The 15,391-nt window shown below is 71.1% G+C and carries 15 protein-coding genes; 10 read left to right on the forward strand and 5 right to left on the reverse strand.

Translation table 11 applies throughout. From position 1 onward, the window contains the following. The 4 genes from atpD (at position 1) to J2S55_RS00195 (ending at position 3,384) form a co-directional block, all read left to right on the forward strand. Positions 1–1,428 carry a F0F1 ATP synthase subunit beta gene (gene atpD, locus J2S55_RS00180; RefSeq protein WP_306856417.1) on the forward strand — a complete coding sequence of 476 codons (1,428 nt, stop codon included), beginning with the start codon at positions 1–3 and terminating at the stop codon, positions 1,426–1,428. A gap of 65 nt (positions 1,429–1,493) precedes the next feature. Next, positions 1,494–1,901, forward strand: coding sequence for a F0F1 ATP synthase subunit epsilon (locus J2S55_RS00185; RefSeq protein ID WP_306856419.1), 408 nt, complete (start codon positions 1,494–1,496; stop codon positions 1,899–1,901). Between the two features lie 41 nt (positions 1,902–1,942). Next, a complete protein-coding gene (locus J2S55_RS00190) occupies positions 1,943–2,353 on the forward strand; it encodes a DUF2550 domain-containing protein (protein ID WP_306856420.1) in 411 nt (136 codons plus the stop codon). 323 nt (positions 2,354–2,676) lie between these two features. Further along, complete coding sequence (locus J2S55_RS00195) at positions 2,677–3,384, forward strand: choice-of-anchor C family protein (protein ID WP_306856421.1); 708 nt, start codon at positions 2,677–2,679, stop codon at positions 3,382–3,384. A gap of 100 nt (positions 3,385–3,484) precedes the next feature. Here J2S55_RS00195 and J2S55_RS00200 read toward each other — a convergent pair whose 3' ends face one another. Continuing rightward, on the reverse strand, positions 3,485–4,075 hold the full coding sequence (locus tag J2S55_RS00200) for a cob(I)yrinic acid a,c-diamide adenosyltransferase (RefSeq protein ID WP_306856422.1): 591 nt from the start codon (positions 4,073–4,075) through the stop codon (positions 3,485–3,487). Positions 4,076–4,140: 65 nt separating this feature from the next. Between J2S55_RS00200 and J2S55_RS00205 the strand changes: the two genes are divergently transcribed. The 6 genes from J2S55_RS00205 (at position 4,141) to J2S55_RS00230 (ending at position 11,684) form a co-directional block, all read left to right on the forward strand. Further along, positions 4,141–7,290, forward strand: a complete 3,150-nt coding sequence (locus J2S55_RS00205) for a S41 family peptidase (protein ID WP_306856423.1) — start codon at positions 4,141–4,143, stop codon at positions 7,288–7,290. 95 nt (positions 7,291–7,385) lie between these two features. Then, the gene (locus J2S55_RS00210) at positions 7,386–8,447 is read left to right on the forward strand and encodes an ABC transporter ATP-binding protein (protein WP_306856424.1); all 1,062 of its coding nucleotides are present in this window, start codon (positions 7,386–7,388) and stop codon (positions 8,445–8,447) included. Between the two features lie 91 nt (positions 8,448–8,538). Then, the gene (locus tag J2S55_RS00215) at positions 8,539–9,336 is read left to right on the forward strand and encodes an ABC transporter permease (RefSeq protein WP_306856425.1); all 798 of its coding nucleotides are present in this window, start codon (positions 8,539–8,541) and stop codon (positions 9,334–9,336) included. A 49-nt stretch (positions 9,337–9,385) separates the two neighbouring features. Beyond that, positions 9,386–10,588 carry a sensor histidine kinase gene (locus J2S55_RS00220; RefSeq protein ID WP_306856426.1) on the forward strand — a complete coding sequence of 401 codons (1,203 nt, stop codon included), beginning with the start codon at positions 9,386–9,388 and terminating at the stop codon, positions 10,586–10,588. After that, entirely contained in the window at positions 10,585–11,178 is a 594-nt protein-coding gene (locus J2S55_RS00225) for a response regulator transcription factor (protein WP_306856427.1), read from the forward strand. The genes J2S55_RS00220 and J2S55_RS00225 overlap by 4 nt, the downstream gene beginning before the upstream one ends. 188 nt (positions 11,179–11,366) lie before the next feature. Beyond that, positions 11,367–11,684 carry an STAS domain-containing protein gene (locus tag J2S55_RS00230; protein WP_306856428.1) on the forward strand — a complete coding sequence of 106 codons (318 nt, stop codon included), beginning with the start codon at positions 11,367–11,369 and terminating at the stop codon, positions 11,682–11,684. Between the two features lie 67 nt (positions 11,685–11,751). On the opposite strand, the gene J2S55_RS00235 is transcribed toward J2S55_RS00230, so the two are convergent. From J2S55_RS00235 to J2S55_RS00250, 4 genes are all read right to left on the reverse strand, one after another. Continuing rightward, positions 11,752–12,333, reverse strand: coding sequence for a TetR/AcrR family transcriptional regulator (locus J2S55_RS00235; protein WP_306856429.1), 582 nt, complete (start codon positions 12,331–12,333; stop codon positions 11,752–11,754). A gap of 312 nt (positions 12,334–12,645) precedes the next feature. Next, on the reverse strand, positions 12,646–13,269 hold the full coding sequence (locus J2S55_RS00240; protein ID WP_306856431.1) for a response regulator: 624 nt from the start codon (positions 13,267–13,269) through the stop codon (positions 12,646–12,648). Positions 13,270–13,272: 3 nt separating this feature from the next. Further along, positions 13,273–14,469, reverse strand: a complete 1,197-nt coding sequence (locus J2S55_RS00245) for a sensor histidine kinase (RefSeq protein ID WP_306856432.1) — start codon at positions 14,467–14,469, stop codon at positions 13,273–13,275. Next, positions 14,466–15,308: an ABC transporter permease gene (locus tag J2S55_RS00250; protein WP_306856433.1), complete on the reverse strand. Its 843-nt coding sequence runs from the start codon at positions 15,306–15,308 to the stop codon at positions 14,466–14,468. Before J2S55_RS00250 ends, J2S55_RS00245 begins: the two co-directional genes overlap by 4 nt. Positions 15,309–15,391 lie beyond the last annotated feature (83 nt).

Below are 15,391 nucleotides of genomic sequence, written 5' to 3' on the forward strand. Positions count from 1 at the left end.
ATGACTGCACAGACTGTTGAGACCGGCGTGGGCCGCGTCGCGCGGGTCACCGGTCCCGTCGTCGACGTGGAGTTCCCCGTCGAGGCGATGCCCGAGATCTACAACGCCCTTAACGTCGACGTCGTCCTCGGTGGGGAGACGAAGACCCTGACCCTGGAGGTCGCCCAGCACCTGGGTGACAACCTGGTCCGCGCCATCTCCATGCAGCCCACCGACGGCGTGGTCCGCGGCGCGGCGGTCTCCGACTCCGGCGCGCCGATCTCGGTGCCGGTCGGCGACGTCGTCAAGGGCCACGTGTGGAACGCGCTCGGCGAGTCCCTGGACGTGCCGACCGCCTCCCTCCAGGTCACCGAGAAGTGGGGCATCCACCGTCCCTCCCCGGCCTTCGACACCCTTGAGTCGCGCACCGAGATGCTGCCCACCGGCATCAAGGTCATCGACCTCCTCACCCCGTACGTGAAGGGTGGGAAGATCGGTCTGTTCGGCGGCGCCGGTGTCGGCAAGACCGTTCTGATCCAGGAGATGATCCGCCGAGTCGCGCTGAAGTTCTCCGGAACCTCGTGCTTCGCGGGCGTCGGCGAGCGTACCCGTGAGGGCAACGACCTCTGGCTGGAGATGGAGGAGGCCGGCGTCCTCAAGGACACCGCTCTCGTCTTCGGCCAGATGGACGAGCCCCCGGGCACCCGTCTGCGCGTCGCGCTCTCCGCCCTCACCATGGCGGAATACTTCCGTGACGTGCAGAAGCAGGACGTGCTCCTGTTCATCGACAACATCTTCCGGTTCACCCAGGCCGGTTCGGAGGTCTCCACCCTGCTCGGCCGTATGCCGTCCGCGGTGGGTTACCAGCCGACCCTGGCCGACGAGATGGGCGTTCTCCAGGAGCGCATCACCTCGACCCGCGGTCACTCGATCACCTCGATGCAGGCGATCTACGTCCCCGCGGACGACATCACCGACCCGGCCCCGCACAACGCGTTCGCGCACCTCGACGCGCAGACCGTTCTGTCGCGGCCGATCTCGGAGAAGGGCATCTACCCCGCGGTGGACCCGCTCGACTCCAGCTCGCGGATCCTCGACCCGCAGATCGTCGGCGAGGAGCACTACCGCGTGGCCCAGGAGACCAAGCGGATCCTGCAGAAGTACAAGGAGCTGCAGGACATCATCGCGATCCTCGGTATCGACGAGCTGTCCGAAGAGGACAAGGTCACCGTGAACCGGGCCCGTCGTATCGAGCGCTTCCTCTCCCACCCGATGTACGCCGCCGAGGCGTTCACCGGTCAGCCGGGTGAGTTCGTGCCGCTGGACGAGACGATCGCCTCGTTCAAGGGCCTGTGCGCCGGCGAGTACGACCACCTGCCCGAGCAGGCGTTCTTCATGGTCGGTGGCATCGAGCAGGCCATCGCCAAGGCCAAGGAACTCGCCCGCTAGTCGCCTGTGGCACCGGTACGGCGCGGGCCGTACCGGTGCCTGGTTCGAAAGGAACTGGAGAGAACGTGGCGAAGCTGCGAGTAGGCGTCGTCTCGCCGGAGCGTGAGATCTGGTCCGGCGAGGCCGACATGGTGATTGCCAAGACCATCGACGGCGAGATCGGTATCATGCCTAAGCATGCGCCCGTGCTCGGTGTTCTCGTCGAGGGCGGCGTGCTGACGGTCAAGCGTGGTGGTGGCGAGAGCGACCTCATCGCCGCGGTCCACGGAGGGTTCCTCTCGGTGGCCGACGACGAGGTGTCGATCCTGGCCGAGCTGGCCGAGCTCGGCTCCGAGGTCGACGTCGCCGCGGCCAAGGACGCGCTTCAGCGCGCACAGGCCTCGATCGAGGCCAACCAGGAGGACGCGGACGCCGCTGTCGCGGCCAAGCGCGCCAGGGCCCGGTTGCGCGCGGCCGGCGAGGAAGTCGGATAAATTCTGCTTCTGAGCGGTACGGTTTTTTGGGGGCGGCAGGCATGGTGCTGGACGTACTCATCGTGGTGGCGCTGCTCGTCGCCCTCCTCGCCTCCCGTGTGCTGATCCTGACCCGCTCCCGGGGGTCGGTGCTGTGTTGTCTGCGCCCGATGTCGGGAGAGCGGGGCTGGCGTGTAGGGGTAGCCCGTTACGCCGACGGCCAGCTCAACTGGATCCCACTCATAGGTCTGCTTCCAAGGCCGCGCCACGTGATCGTGAGGCGCGGCCTTGTCGTTTCCGGGCGTCGCAGGGTCGGGTCCGGTGAGTTCTTCGGGTTCATCGAGGGTGTGACGGCACTGGAGTGCCGCAACGGGCAGAGCGTGTTCGAGCTCGCCATGGGATACCGCGCCCTCACCGGTTTCGTCGCCTGGCTGGAGTCCGCCCCGCCCGGCGCCTACCTCGACGTGGCCTGACCACTCCCCGGCTCCCAAGCTCCCCGGCCCTCCGGCTCCCAAGCTCCCAAGCTCCCCGGCTCCCCGCTTCCCCCGCGGGCCGCGCGCCCGGCGCGGCGTCCCTCCTTCTCCTCCGGCTCTCGCCGTTGATCGCGTCTCCGACTCTCGACACCGGTCGGGCGTGCCATGGAGGCGGATCGCCTCCCCGTCGTTACTGTGGATCATCGTGTGGCCACTCCACGTGGCGGTCCGCCGGCGTGTGACGCGCGGTGTCCCGTCATGCGGGCCGGCCGTCCTGTCACGAGCTCAGCTCATGCATAACGGGGGAAATCATGATGGTTCCGATGAAGCGCCGCCGGTGGGTCGCCGGGCCGGCCGTCGCACTGCCCGCGGCCTTCGCCCTGGCCCTTTCCGCCTCCGCCGGGGCGCACGCCTCGGCGGCGCTCCCACTGATCGCCAACGGCAGTTTCGAGACCCCGCTGAGCCCCGGGGTCCTCCAGATCAACGCGGGCGGCACGATCGGCCCGTGGGACGTCACGGCGGGTTCGGTCGACCTGATCGGCTTCGCGGGTCCCTGGCGGGCCGCCAAGGGACGGCAGTCGGTCGACCTGTCGGGCGGCGGGGCCGGACGGATCGAGCAGTCCTTCGCCACGACGGCCGGACGCTGCTACACCGTCAGCTACGCCCTGGCGGGCAACACCCACGGCGGCCCGGTGGTGAAGACGGGATACGCGCGGGTGACCCAGGGCCCGCTCATCGTCCAGCGGGCGTTCTCCTTCGACACCACCGGTAAGACGCCCCAGAACATGGGCTACGTGCGGGAGAAGTTCTCCTTCTGCGCGCAGGACACCACCGCGACCCTCGCCCTCGTCTCGACCACCGCCGGGGTGTACGGCCCGGCGGTCGACGATGTGATCGTCGCTCCGCGACTGCCCTGGATCGGCATCGGGGACCTCGGCATCGAGGACGCCGGCGCCGGGAACGCCATCATCGGGAAGGCCGGCGCCGGGAACACGGGCGCCGGGAACGAGGGCGTCGGAGGGGCCGGCTGACGGCCGGCACGCGGGCCCCGGCGGACCGCCGGGACCCGCGTGCCCCAGGCCCGCCACGGGCCGCAGGCGATGAGAGGCGAGCCGCGGGCGGCGGGGACGGCTAGCGGGTGCCGCCGGGCTTCCAGAGGATCTCCTCGCCGCGGGCGGCGACCCGGCAGAGGATGAACATCAGGTCGCTCAGCCGGTTGAGATACTTGGCGGTCAGCGGGTTGACGTCGTCGTGCGCCTCCAGGGCCGACCAGGTGGTCCGCTCGGCCCGCCGGACCACCGTCCTGGCCACATGGAGCTGGGCGACGGCCGGGGTGCCGCCCGGCAGGATGAAGCTGCGCAGCGGCTTGAGCCGCCCGTTGAACTCGTCGCACCGCGCCTCCAGCCACTCGACATAGGAGGGCTCGACCCGCAGCGGCGGGAACTCGGGGGCCTCGGTGACCGGGGTGCACAGGTCGGCGCCGACGTCGAACAGCTCGTTCTGGATCCGGCCGAGGACCGAGCTGACGTCCTCGTCGAGGGCGCCGGTGGCCAGGGCCACGCCGATCGCCGCGTTGGCCTCCTCGACGTCGGCGTAGGCGGCCAGGCGGGGGTCGGTCTTACGGGTGCGGCTCATGTCGCCGAGCGCGGTCGTGCCGTCGTCGCCGGTCCGTGTGTAGATCTTGGAGAGCACCACCGGCTCGTCTCTGTCAGCTCGCGTCATGTGGCTCAGCGTATCGCTCGGAAAATATTTAAGTTTGTCCTGATAGTGGACAATATGATTTACCAATGGTTTCTGGTTTTTACCTGCGATTCCCCCACATCTCCCGCGATACGCTGACGTTCGTCGCCGACGACGACGTCTGGGCGGCTCCCGCGGAGGGCGGCCGGGCCTGGCGGCTCTCCTCGGACCGGGCTCCCGCCGGCCATCCCCGGCTGTCCCCCGATGCCGCCAAGGTCGCCTGGACGAGCGTCCGCGACGGGGCGCCCGAGGTGTTCCTGGCCGACCTGGAGTCCGGCTCCGCCGAGCGGCTGACCTACTGGGGCGACCGCCGGACCCGCACGCGCGGCTGGACGCCGGACGGCGAGATCCTCGCGATCAGTGCGGCCGGTCAGCCCTTCGCCTCCCGGACCTGGGCCTACACGCTGGGCGAGGACCGGGCCGAGCGGCTGCCCTACGGCCCGGTCACCGATCTGGCGGTCACCGAGGACGCGGTGGCGCTGCTCACCGCCTCCCTCGCCCGCGACCCGGCGACCTGGAAGCGCTACCGGGGCGGTACGGCGGGGCGCCTCTGGGTCCAGCAGGCGGGGGGTGACTTCACCCGGCTCCTGGCGGAGGTGAAGGGGCACTTCGCCAGCCCGATGCTCGTCGGCGGGCGCCTGGTCTTCCTCTCCGACCACGAGGGCGTCGGCAACCTCTACTCCTGCGCGCTGGACGGCACCGGCCTGCGCCGGCACACCGACCACGACGTCTTCTACGCCCGGCACGCCACCACCGACGGGACCCGGATCGTCTACCAGAACGCCGGAGACCTCTATCTGCTGGACGGCCTCGACGCCGAGACGCGCAAGCTCGACGTCACGCTCGGCTCCCCGCTGCGGGGGCGGCAGCCGTACCAGATCAACGCGGGCCGCAGGCTGCACGACCTGGCCGTGGACGCGACCGGGCGGGCCAGCGCGGTGGAGATCCAGGGCTCGGTGCACTGGATCACCCACCGGGACGGCCCGGCCCGGCAGCTCAGCACCGGCCTGTCGGCGGGACGGCCGCGCATCCTCGGCACGGACCGGGTGGTGTGGGTCTTCGACGACGGGGAGAGGCAGGGGCTGGAGATCGGTCCGGCCAGCGGCGGGGAGAGCCGCAGGATCGCGGCGGGCAAGCTCGGCGAGGTCGGTGACCTGGCCGTCGCGCCCGACGCGAACACGATCGCGGTCGCCGCCAGGGACGGGCGGCTGCTCCTGGTGGACGTGGCCTCCGGGGAGGTCACCGAACTGGCCGCCGCCAACGGCGAGATCGACGGGCTGGCCTGGTCGCCCGACTCCGCGTGGCTGGCCTGGTCGCACCCGGAGGCCACGCCGCTGCGCCGGATCCGGCTGGCCCGGGTGGTGGACCGGGCCGTCACCGACGTCACCGACGGCCGGTTCGTGGACATCTCGCCCGCGTTCGCCGGCGACCACCTGGCGTTCCTGTCGCGCCGCGGCTTCGACCCGGTCTACGACGCGCACTCCTTCGACATGTCCTTCCCGTTCGGCTACCGCCCCTACCTGGTGCCGCTGTCGGCGACCACCCCGTCGCCGTTCGCGCCCAGCTCCGAAGGGCGTCCTGTCGGCGAGCCGGACGACGACGACAAGAAGGGCAAGGACGACACCTCGATCACCGTCGATCTAGAGGGGATCGCCGCCAGGGTCGTGCAGGTGCCGGTGCCGGAGGGGCGCTACTCGGCGCTGCGCGCGGTCAAGGGCGGGTTCGTCTGGCTGCGCGAGCCGCTGGCCGGGGAGCTCGGCGAGGACCGGGACGAGGTGGGCGGTGAGGCCCCCAAGCCCGCGCTGGACCGCTACGACCTGGTCAAGCGCAAGTGGGAGGAAGTGGTCGACAAGCTCGACTGGTACCGGGTGAGCGGCGACGGCACCCAGCTCGTCGTCTCCCACAAGGGCACGCTCACCGTCCGTCCGGTCACCGGCAAGAACGGCGACGACGCGACCGTCGACCTGTCGCGGATCCGGATCACCGCCGACCCGCGGGCCTACCGGCGGCATGCCTACACCCAGATGGGCCGCCGGATGCGCGCGGACTTCTGGGTCGAGGACATGGCCGACGTCGAGTGGGAGGCCGTGCTGGAGGAGTACCGGCCGCTGGTGGAGCGCGTGGCGACCGCCGACGACTTCGCCGACCTGCTCTGGGAGGTCGTCGGGGAGCTCGGCAGCTCGCACGCCTACGTCGACGGCGCCCCCTGGGGGCACCCCGCCTCCGACCCGGTCGGCCTGCTCGGCGCCGACCTGTCCAGGAACGGCGACGGCCGCTGGCAGGTGGACCGGGTGCTGCCGGGTGAGTCCTCCGACGTGCACGCCCGCTCCCCGCTGGCCGTGCCCGGCGTGGGGATCCAGCCGGGGGAGACGCTGCTGGCGGTCGACGGCCGCCCGGTGCCGCCGCAGGGCCCTGCCCCGCTGCTGGTCGGTGCGGGGGACAAACCGGTCGAGCTGACCCTGGGCGGCGGGCGCAGGGTCGTCGTCACACCGCTCCACGACGACCGGCGCCTGCGTTACCAGGACTGGGTGGCCGGGCGCCGGGCGCATGTCCGCGAGCTCGGCGACGGCCGTGTCGGCTACCTGCACATCCCCGACATGGTCGCCGAGGGCTGGGCGCAGTTCCACCGCGACCTGCGCAGGGAGATGACCTTCGAGGCGCTCGTCGTGGACGTCCGGGGCAACCGGGGCGGCCACACCTCCGAGCTCGTCATCGAGAAGCTGATCCGCAGGGTCATCGCCTGGGACCTCCCCAGGGGCATGACGCCGATCACCTACCCCGAGGACGCTCCGCGGGGCCCGCTGGTCGCGGTCACCGACCAGGACGCCGGATCCGACGGCGACATCGTCACCGCCGCCTTCAAGATCCACAAGCTCGGGCCGGTGGTGGGCACCCGCACCTGGGGCGGCGTCATCGGCATCGAGGGCGGCCACCGCCTGGTCGACGGCTCGCACATCACCGTGCCCCGGTACTCCTTCTGGTTCGAGGGGCTCGGCTGGGGAGTGGAGAACTACGGCGTCGACCCCGACGTCGAGGTGGACATCACCCCCGATGACTGGGCCGCCGACCGGGACCCGCAGATCGAGGAGGCGGTACGGCTCGCGCTGGCCGCCCTCGACGAGCGCCCCGCGGCCACCCCGCCCGACCCCGGGACCCGTCCCTCCCGCCGTCGCCCGGCGCTGCCGCCCCGCCCGTAGCTGACATTTGTCATCCCACGGAGCTGAAAGATCCGTGGTCGTCCGGTGATATCGGCGACTACCTGCTAAAACGGTGAAACGCGACGATTGTCCGCATGAGAACAGCGCAGCTCGCGGACGCGTCCGGCACCGGAGCCGCCGACCTCGGGAACGTGATCGAGGTCGGCGGGCTCCGGCAGAAGTACGGTGATTTCGAAGCCGTCCGCGGCATCTCCTTCACCGTCGCGAAGGGTGAGATCTTCGGCCTGCTCGGCACCAACGGCGCGGGCAAGACCACCACGATGGAGGTCCTGGAGGGCTTCCGGCCCGCCACCGCCGGCACGGTCCGGGTGCTCGGCCTCGACCCGGTCGGCCAGCACCGCCTGCTCCGGCCCCGGGTCGGGATCATGCTGCAGGAGGGCGGCTTCCTCGGCGACCTCACCGTGGCCGAGACCGTGAGCCTGTGGAACGGGTTGAGCGAGGACGCCGGTCGCCCGGTCACGCTGGTCGGCAGCACCGCGCTGCCCGGGGGCTTCAACCTCCTGGGCCGGGTCAGGGGCGTGGACCGGGCGACCATGGGGGCGCTGGAGCTGGTCGGCCTGGAGAGCAAGGCCAGGACCAAGGTCCGGCAGCTGTCGGGTGGCCAGAAGCGCAGGCTCGACCTCGCGCTCGCGGTGCTCTCGCGGCCGGAGGTGCTCTTCCTGGACGAGCCGACCACGGGGATGGACCCCGAGGCCCGCCGGACCACGTGGCAGGTGATCGAGGACCTGCGGGCCGGTGGCACCACCGTGCTGCTCACCACGCACTACCTGGAGGAGGCCGAGCGCCTCGCCGACCGGCTGGCAATCATGCACGAGGGCCACATCCACACCTACGGGACGGTCGAGGAGGTGGTGGCCGGCTCCGGCGACACCATCGCCTTCCGGCTCCCCGGCACCTCATGGACCTTCGGCGACCTGCCCGCCCCGGACGGCGTCACCCCCGTGCTGACCTACGCCGACGGCGGCACCGAGGTCGCCTACACCGTCACCGGCGGACAGGCCGAGCTCCGCGCGCACGCCGCGCTCCGGCCGCTGCTGGCCTGGGCCGACGGGCGGGGCGAGGTCCTGCAACGGCTCGCCGTACGCCGAGGGACCCTTGAGGACGTCTTCATGAGCGTGGTGGGGGAGGGGCGATGAGCGGGGGCGTGCCGGGCGCCCCCGGTGTGACGGCCGGCGGAGGGCGCGCGGTCATGTGGTGGACGGTCCGGACGAGGAGTGGTGAGTGATCATGAAGACCGACGTTCTGCACGCCGTACGGCTGGCGAGGCTCGACCTGACCCTGGTGGGCAGGAACACGACGGTGCTGTTCAACGTGCTGCTGCTGCCGCTCCTGATGGCCTGGATGTTCACCCAGACCCAGAACGGGATGGACGTCGCCGGGGTGCCCGGGCAGCTCTACGTGCTGACCGGGGTGCCCGGCCTGATGCTGGGGTTCGCCGTCTTCATCAACCTGGTCAACTCCTTCACGGCGCGGCGTGAGGAGCTGGTGCTCAAGCGGCTGCGCGGGGGCCAGCCGTCCGCGCCGGCGGTCCTCGGCGGCGCCGCCCTCGGCGCGCTCGCCCTCTACCTCGGGCAGGTGGCGCTGCTGGCGATCTGGATGCGGAAGTCCGACGGGCTCCTGCCGGCCAACGTGCCGATGCTGGTGGCCGCGGCCGCCCTGGGGGTCGTGCTGTTCGGCCTGCTGGCCGCCGCCTTCTCCGGGATCACGCCCAACGCCGAGCTGGCCCAGATCACGGTCCTGCCGGTGATCCTGGTCATGATGATCGGCGCGCCGGTGGTCTTCCCCACCGACGCGCTGCCCGGCCCGCTGGGAGTGATCTCCGGCCTGCTCCCCGTGACCCCGGTCGTGGAGATCATGCGCACGGCCTTCCTCGGCACCGACCACATCTCCGGCGGCGGCGAGGCGCTGAGCATGGCCGGGCAGTGGATGGCGGCGCTGCCCTCGTTCGGGCTCCTGCTGGCCTGGATCGCGGTGGCGGCCCTGCTGGCCAGGTGGCTGTTCCGGTGGGAGCCCCGGCACGGATAACGTTCACTGCGAAATGCTGATGAATGCTGACGAAGAGCGGACGGGGCGCTTGAGGCGCTCCGTCCTGCACGTGCTCCCCCGCCGCAGGAAGCGGACATCCGTCGAGCGGCTCCGCCGGTTCACCCTCTGGTCGCTGACCACGGGCATACTCCTGGTCTGGCTGGGGGTCGTCGCGGGGATCGCGGAGGCCAGGAGCGGCCCGACGCCCGTCCTCGTCCTCGGACTGCTGGGGCTGGTCGTCTTCAGCGTCCTCTACATGAGGATGGTGAAGGCCGCCGTCGCCGGCCTCGCGGCCAACCGCGAACTCGTGGCCTCGGGCGCGCTCGCGGCCGTCCTCCTGCTGACCCAGGGCGGCGACCTGTGGGCCTGGGGGCTGGTGGCCCCGGCCTGGGCGGCGGGCGCGGCGCTGTTACTGGGCAGGGTCGGCACGGCCGTCGTCACCGTCGGCGCGGCCGCGGCGGCCCTGCTGCTGGCGTCGCTCGGGGACGGCTACGGCACCGTCTTCGGCCACGCGATGATCGCACCGTCCGAGGGCAAGGACCGGTCCGCGCTGATCGGCGCCTTCGTCGGCGCCGGGCTGGCGCTGCCCTGTGCCAACCGCTTCCAGCTCTGGTTCTGGGAGGTCGTCAGGTCGGCGGAGGAGGGCAAGGAGGCCCAGGCCCGGCTGGCCGTCACCGAGGAGCGGCTCCGCTTCTCCCGCGACCTGCACGACCTGGTCGGGCACAGCCTGTCGGCGATCGCGGTCAAGAGCGAGGTGGCGGCCAAGCTGTCGAAGGTCGACGCCGAGCGGGCCGCGGGTGAGATGGACGAGGTCCGGGGGCTGGCCCGGGAGGCGCTGAAGGAGATCCGCACGGCGGTGCGCGGCTACCGTACGGTCGACCTCGACGCCGAACTGCGCAGCATGACCGCGGTGCTGGAGGCCGACGGCATCCGCTGCACGCTGGAGGCACCGGGGGGCCAGGTGCCGGAGGAACTGGGCACGCTGCTGGCCTGGGTGGTCCGCGAGGGCACCACCAACGTGCTGCGGCACAGCTCGGCGACCCGGTGCCGGATCGCGATCGCGATCCGCGACGGCGCCGCCGTGCTGGAGATGACCAACGACGGGGTGCGGACGGTGGACGGGCGCGGCGGCACCGGCCTCATCGGCCTGTCGGAGCGGGTGGCCGCCATGGGCGGCACCGTCACCGCCGGTGCCGGCGGTGCGGGGGAGTTCAGACTGCGGGCGATGATCCCGCTGGAGGGGGTCCGGTGATCCGGGTACTGCTGGCCGACGACGAGCACCTGATCCGCGGGGCGATCGCCACGCTGCTGGGCCTGGAGCCGGACATCGAGGTGGTGGCCGAGGTCGCCAGGGGTGACCTGGTGGCGCAGGCCGTACAGGAGCACCGCCCCGACGTGATCGTGCTGGACATCGAGATGCCGGGGATGGACGGGCTGAGCGTGGCCGAGACGCTGCCCGGCCAGGCCGTGCTGATGCTGAGCAGTTTCGGGCGCCCCGGATACCTGAGAAGGGCCCTGGCGGCGGGGGTGCGCGGCTTCATCCCCAAGGACGCCTCCGCCGACGAACTGGCGACCGCGATCCGTAAGGTAAACTCCGGCGGACGCTATCTCGACCCTGAGATGGCGGCCTCGGCGATGATGGCGGGGGAGAGCCCGCTCACCGACCGCGAGCGCGACGCCCTGGCCCTGGCCTCACGGGGTGCCTCGGTCGGGGAGATCGCGGCCTCGCTGCACCTCACCGAGGGCACCGTGCGCAACTACCTGTCCAGCGCCATCACCAAGCTGGGCGCGAGCAACCGGATCACCGCCATTCACGCGGCCCAGGAAAAAGGTTGGCTTTAAAGGTATTTTCCCTCTGGTTTGGGGCAGGGGGAGCCCATGGTGGCAGGGAAGGTGGACACGGCACGCGGGGAGACCGCGTCCCGCCCGCCGTGAAATCGTGAAACGCGTTGCGTGACCGTCCGCCCGCGGTAGCGCACCAAGATTACGTCCGGTCGCGTCCACCCCGCGGCCCGACCTGAGGAGGTGGCATGCGCGTCCCCGGAAACCCCGGAGCCCAAGTGATCAGTGTCGGCAACCGGCTCGACGTCGGTACCGTCGCCGGGATGCGCCCACGGCTGCACGAGGCGGTCGACTCCGGCAGCGGCGATCTGATCGTGGACCTCTCCGGGCTGGAGATGATCGACGCCACCGGCCTCGGTGTGCTGGTGGGCACCCACCGCCGGGCGCTCGGCGCCGAGCGCCGTCTCGTCCTGCGCGGGGTGCCGCCCCGGATCATGCGCGTGCTGGCGGTGACCCGGCTCAACCGGGTGCTCACCGTCGAGGTTCACATGGCGGCGGTGGCCTGACACCGGCGGGTCCGCGGCACGGAGTCCGGTACGGCGGGCTCACGTCACGGGGTCCGGTACGGCGGGCTCACGTCACGAAGGACCGGTAGAAGATGTGCACGGCGGTGCTGATCAACCGCTCGACCGGGGGCGGGTCGTCGGCCAGCACCCACTCGATGAGCAGTTCCTGGATCGCGCCGATCATGCCCAGCGCCAGCAGGTGCTGATTGGCCTTGACCGCCTCCGGCAGGTCGAGGACGGCGGCCTCGATGATCTGGCTGAAGGCCGCCACGGCCTGCTGCCGTGACCGGGTGAGGCAGTCACCCGCCCGGCGCACCTCCAGATGCATGATCCGGGCGCGGCGCCTGTCCTCGGTGACGAAGCCGATGTATCCGGCGATGCCCGCCTCGACCCGGCTGAGCAGCGTGTCCGGCGCCTGGTCGATGGACTTGGCCACCGACAGCAGCGTCTCCTGCACGCATCTGTCGTGCACCGCCTGCAGCAGCTCGTTCCGGCCGGAGAAGCACTCGTAGAAGGCGCGGTTGGAGATGCGGGCCGCGGCGCACAGCTTCTCGATCGTGGTCTCCGGGAAACCGGGGTCGGAGTAGAGCGTGTATGCCGCGGCGATCAATCGCTCCCGGCGCTCCGCCAGCCGCTCCTCTGCTGACATTCCTCTGTATGATCGCCCATTCATGTCAAGTCTCCGTCTCCGTCGCGGGCTTGACAAATGCTCGCTTTATCACTTCCACCTCATGATCCTGGCCCCCAGAATCCACCATTATGGGTGCAAGATCCTTTTTGCGGAAGAGTAAGTGTGCTATCGCTTGCGTCCTCCATGCAAGAAGGTGAGAAGCCTGACTAGCCAGTCAAGTTCCTGCTGTCGGCGAGTGAGCGGGGCGAGACTGTACGCGGATGAGAGGGGTGGGGGCGGTCCGGATCGCCCCCGGCCGGACCGCCGTCGGCCAGGAGAGTCGATCATCGTCTACCGGGTGAGGAGTCCCCGGTCCAGCGCCGTGGTCACGGCGGCGGTGCGGTCGGAGACGCCGAGCTTGCCGAAGACGCGCAGCAGGTGGGTCTTGACCGTCGTCTCGCTGATGAACAGGGCCTTGCCGATCTCCGCGTTGGTCAGCCCGTCGGCCACGAGGGAGAGCACCTCCGCCTCGCGCGGCGACAGCGACTGGCCCACCGGGGCCCGCATCCGGGTGACCAGCCGGGTCGCCACCGACGGCGACAGCACGGTCTCGCCCCGGGCCGCCGAGAAGATCGCGGCCAGAAGGTCGGCCCTGGAGGTGTCCTTCAGCAGGTATCCGGCGGCCCCCGCCTCGACCGCCCGCACGATGTCCTGGTCGGTCTCGTAGGTGGTCAGCACGATCACCCTGCTCTCCGGCCGCTCGGCGAGGATGCGCGAGGTGGCGCTCACCCCGTCCCCGTCCGGCATGCGCAGGTCCATCAGGATCACGTCGGGCCGCAGCTCTCCGGAGCGCACGACCGCCTCGTCCCCCGACGCGGCCTCACCCACCACCGTGATCCCGGGGTCGGCCTCCAGCATCCCCCGCAGGCCCTCCCGGACCACCGGGTGGTCATCGACGATCATCAGACGCAGCACGTGTCACGCTCCCTGGTCGGGCCGGTCGGCGGGGAGGACGACCTCAAGGGTGGTGCCCCCGCCCGGAGAACTCGTCAGCCTGAGGGTGCCGCCCACCTGCTCCACGCGGGCGCGCATGCCAGGCAGACCGTACCCCCCGGTGTGGGTGGGGTCGAAACCGCGGCCGTCGTCACGCACCTCCAGCGTCACGGTCTCCGGGCCGTAGGACGCCGAGACGTCCACCCGGCCCGCCGCCGCGTGCTTGCGCACGTTCGCCAGCGCCTCCTGGGCCGCCCGGATGAGCACCACCTCGACGGCCGGTGGCAGCGGGCGCGGCTCCCCGTGGACGGTGAAGGCGGCGGCGGTCCCCGTCTCCTCGCCGAGCCGGCCGGTCAGCCGCACCAGCGCCTCGTCCAGGGTGGAGCCGTTCAGCGGCGCCGGGCTGAGCGCGGCCACCAGCGCGCGGGCCTCGGCCAGGTTCTCGCGTGCCGTCTGTACGGCCAGCCGCAGGTGGCGGGCCGGGTCGGACTGGGCCTCGGCCGCCTGGATCAGCATGATGATGCTGGTGAAGCCTTGGGCCAGGGTGTCGTGGATCTCCCCGGCCAGGCGTTCGCGTTCGGCCAGCGCCCCGCGCTCGGCCGAGAGCCTGGACACCTCGGCCCGCTGGGCCTCCAGCTCCTCGATGAGGGCGGCCCGTTCCTCGCTCTGCTCCATGATCCGTTCCATCCAGACACCGAACACGGCCGAGAAGAAGATCACGATCGTGATGACGGTCATGAAGTTGAACGAATCGGCCCCGGTCGCGCCGACCAGGAAATGGACGGCCGGGCCGGCGTTCAACGCGATCACGACGATGATCGCCCATCTGGCCCGCAGGACGATGAACGCCTGCGGGCAGAGGCCGAAGAGGGCGAACGTCGTGGAGGACTCGATGAACGTCGCCGGGGTGAACAGGGCGACCACGACGACGAGGTAGGCCAGGCCCCGCCGCCGGTTCTCGGCCAGGATCGCCGGCCGGCCGAGCAGGAAGTAGACCGGGACGATCGCGGCCACGAGGCCGGCGGCGAGGTATCTCTCCAGGGGCGGGAGATCGCCCGTCAGGATGAACGGCGCGGGCAGGAGCGTCGCGACGACCAGGAGCAGCTCCCAGCCGCGCAGCGAGCGCCAGACGTGCGGCTCGGACGGGCCGGCGGGGCGCCCGAGCCGGACCGGCGGCCTCATCCGTCGCGGCGACTCTTCCAGCGGAACGTCACCAGGCACAGCACCAGCCCTCCGACGACCCAGGCTCCCAGGATGAGGGCGACCCGGCCGAGTTCGTACGATTTCGCGAGCTCCAGTGTGGCACCGGCGTCACCCAGGAAGACCGAGCGGAAACCCTGGCACATCCACTTGAGCGGGAAGATCGACGCGATGTTCACCAGCCAGGCCGGGAGCTGGGCGACGGGGATGAACACCCCGGAGATGAACTGCAGCACCACGAACGGCATGGCGATCACCGCGCTGGCGCTCTTGCCGGACCGGGGCAGGCTGCTGACCGCGATGCCGAGCAGGGAGGAGCCGAGCACTCCCAGCACGAACACCCAGGCGAAGGTCAGCCAGGTGGAGACCGCCGAGGGCAGCTCCAGGCCGAACAGCGCGACCCCGATGGCCAGCAGGATCACGACCTGGCAGGCGGAGATGACCAGGGTGTTGAGCGCCTTGCCGATGAAGTAGGAGGCGGCCGGCAGCGGCGTGCCCAGCAGCCGCTTGAGTGTGCCGTCGTCGCGGTCCATCGCGATGCCGATGCCCAGGTTCTGGAAGCCCGTCATCGCCGCCGAGCCGATCAGCCCGGCCACGTAGAGCTGGGAGACGCTGAGCCCGCTCACCCCCAGATCGCCCTCGAAGATCGACCCGAAGATCACCAGCAGGACGATCGGGAAGGCGAAGGTGAAGATGACCGCGTCTCTCTCGCGGAAGAACAGCCTGGTCTCCAGCGCCGCCCGCGACAGCCCCAGTCGTGTCGCGGAAGGCTGCCTGGCCGCGAGGGCCGGGGCGGGGGCTCGGGTGACGGTCTTGCTCACGGAATGATCACCTCGGGGGATCGATGAGGGCTGATGGGGGTGACGGCCGGCTCCCCACCTGCCGCGTCGCGGTACGGGCGGGG

Origin of the sequence: Streptosporangium brasiliense, from assembly GCF_030811595.1 — a bacterium.
Lineage (GTDB): Bacteria > Actinomycetota > Actinomycetes > Streptosporangiales > Streptosporangiaceae > Streptosporangium > Streptosporangium brasiliense.

Bases quoted from the DNA above. Each gene is read 5' to 3' on its own strand.
- J2S55_RS00210 (WP_306856424.1), top strand. From the start codon at position 7,386: ATGAGAACAGCGCAGCTCGCGGACGCGTCCGGCACCGGAGCCGCCGAC.
- J2S55_RS00235 (WP_306856429.1), bottom strand. From the start codon at position 12,333: ATGTCAGCAGAGGAGCGGCTGGCGGAGCGCCGGGAGCGATTGATCGCC.
- J2S55_RS00190 (WP_306856420.1), top strand. From the start codon at position 1,943: ATGGTGCTGGACGTACTCATCGTGGTGGCGCTGCTCGTCGCCCTCCTC.
- J2S55_RS00205 (WP_306856423.1), top strand. From the start codon at position 4,141: ATGGTTTCTGGTTTTTACCTGCGATTCCCCCACATCTCCCGCGATACG.
- J2S55_RS00230 (WP_306856428.1), top strand. From the start codon at position 11,367: ATGCGCGTCCCCGGAAACCCCGGAGCCCAAGTGATCAGTGTCGGCAAC.
- atpD (WP_306856417.1), top strand. From the start codon at position 1: ATGACTGCACAGACTGTTGAGACCGGCGTGGGCCGCGTCGCGCGGGTC.
- J2S55_RS00195 (WP_306856421.1), top strand. From the start codon at position 2,677: ATGAAGCGCCGCCGGTGGGTCGCCGGGCCGGCCGTCGCACTGCCCGCG.
- J2S55_RS00245 (WP_306856432.1), bottom strand. From the start codon at position 14,469: ATGAGGCCGCCGGTCCGGCTCGGGCGCCCCGCCGGCCCGTCCGAGCCG.
- J2S55_RS00200 (WP_306856422.1), bottom strand. From the start codon at position 4,075: ATGACGCGAGCTGACAGAGACGAGCCGGTGGTGCTCTCCAAGATCTAC.
- J2S55_RS00215 (WP_306856425.1), top strand. From the start codon at position 8,539: ATGAAGACCGACGTTCTGCACGCCGTACGGCTGGCGAGGCTCGACCTG.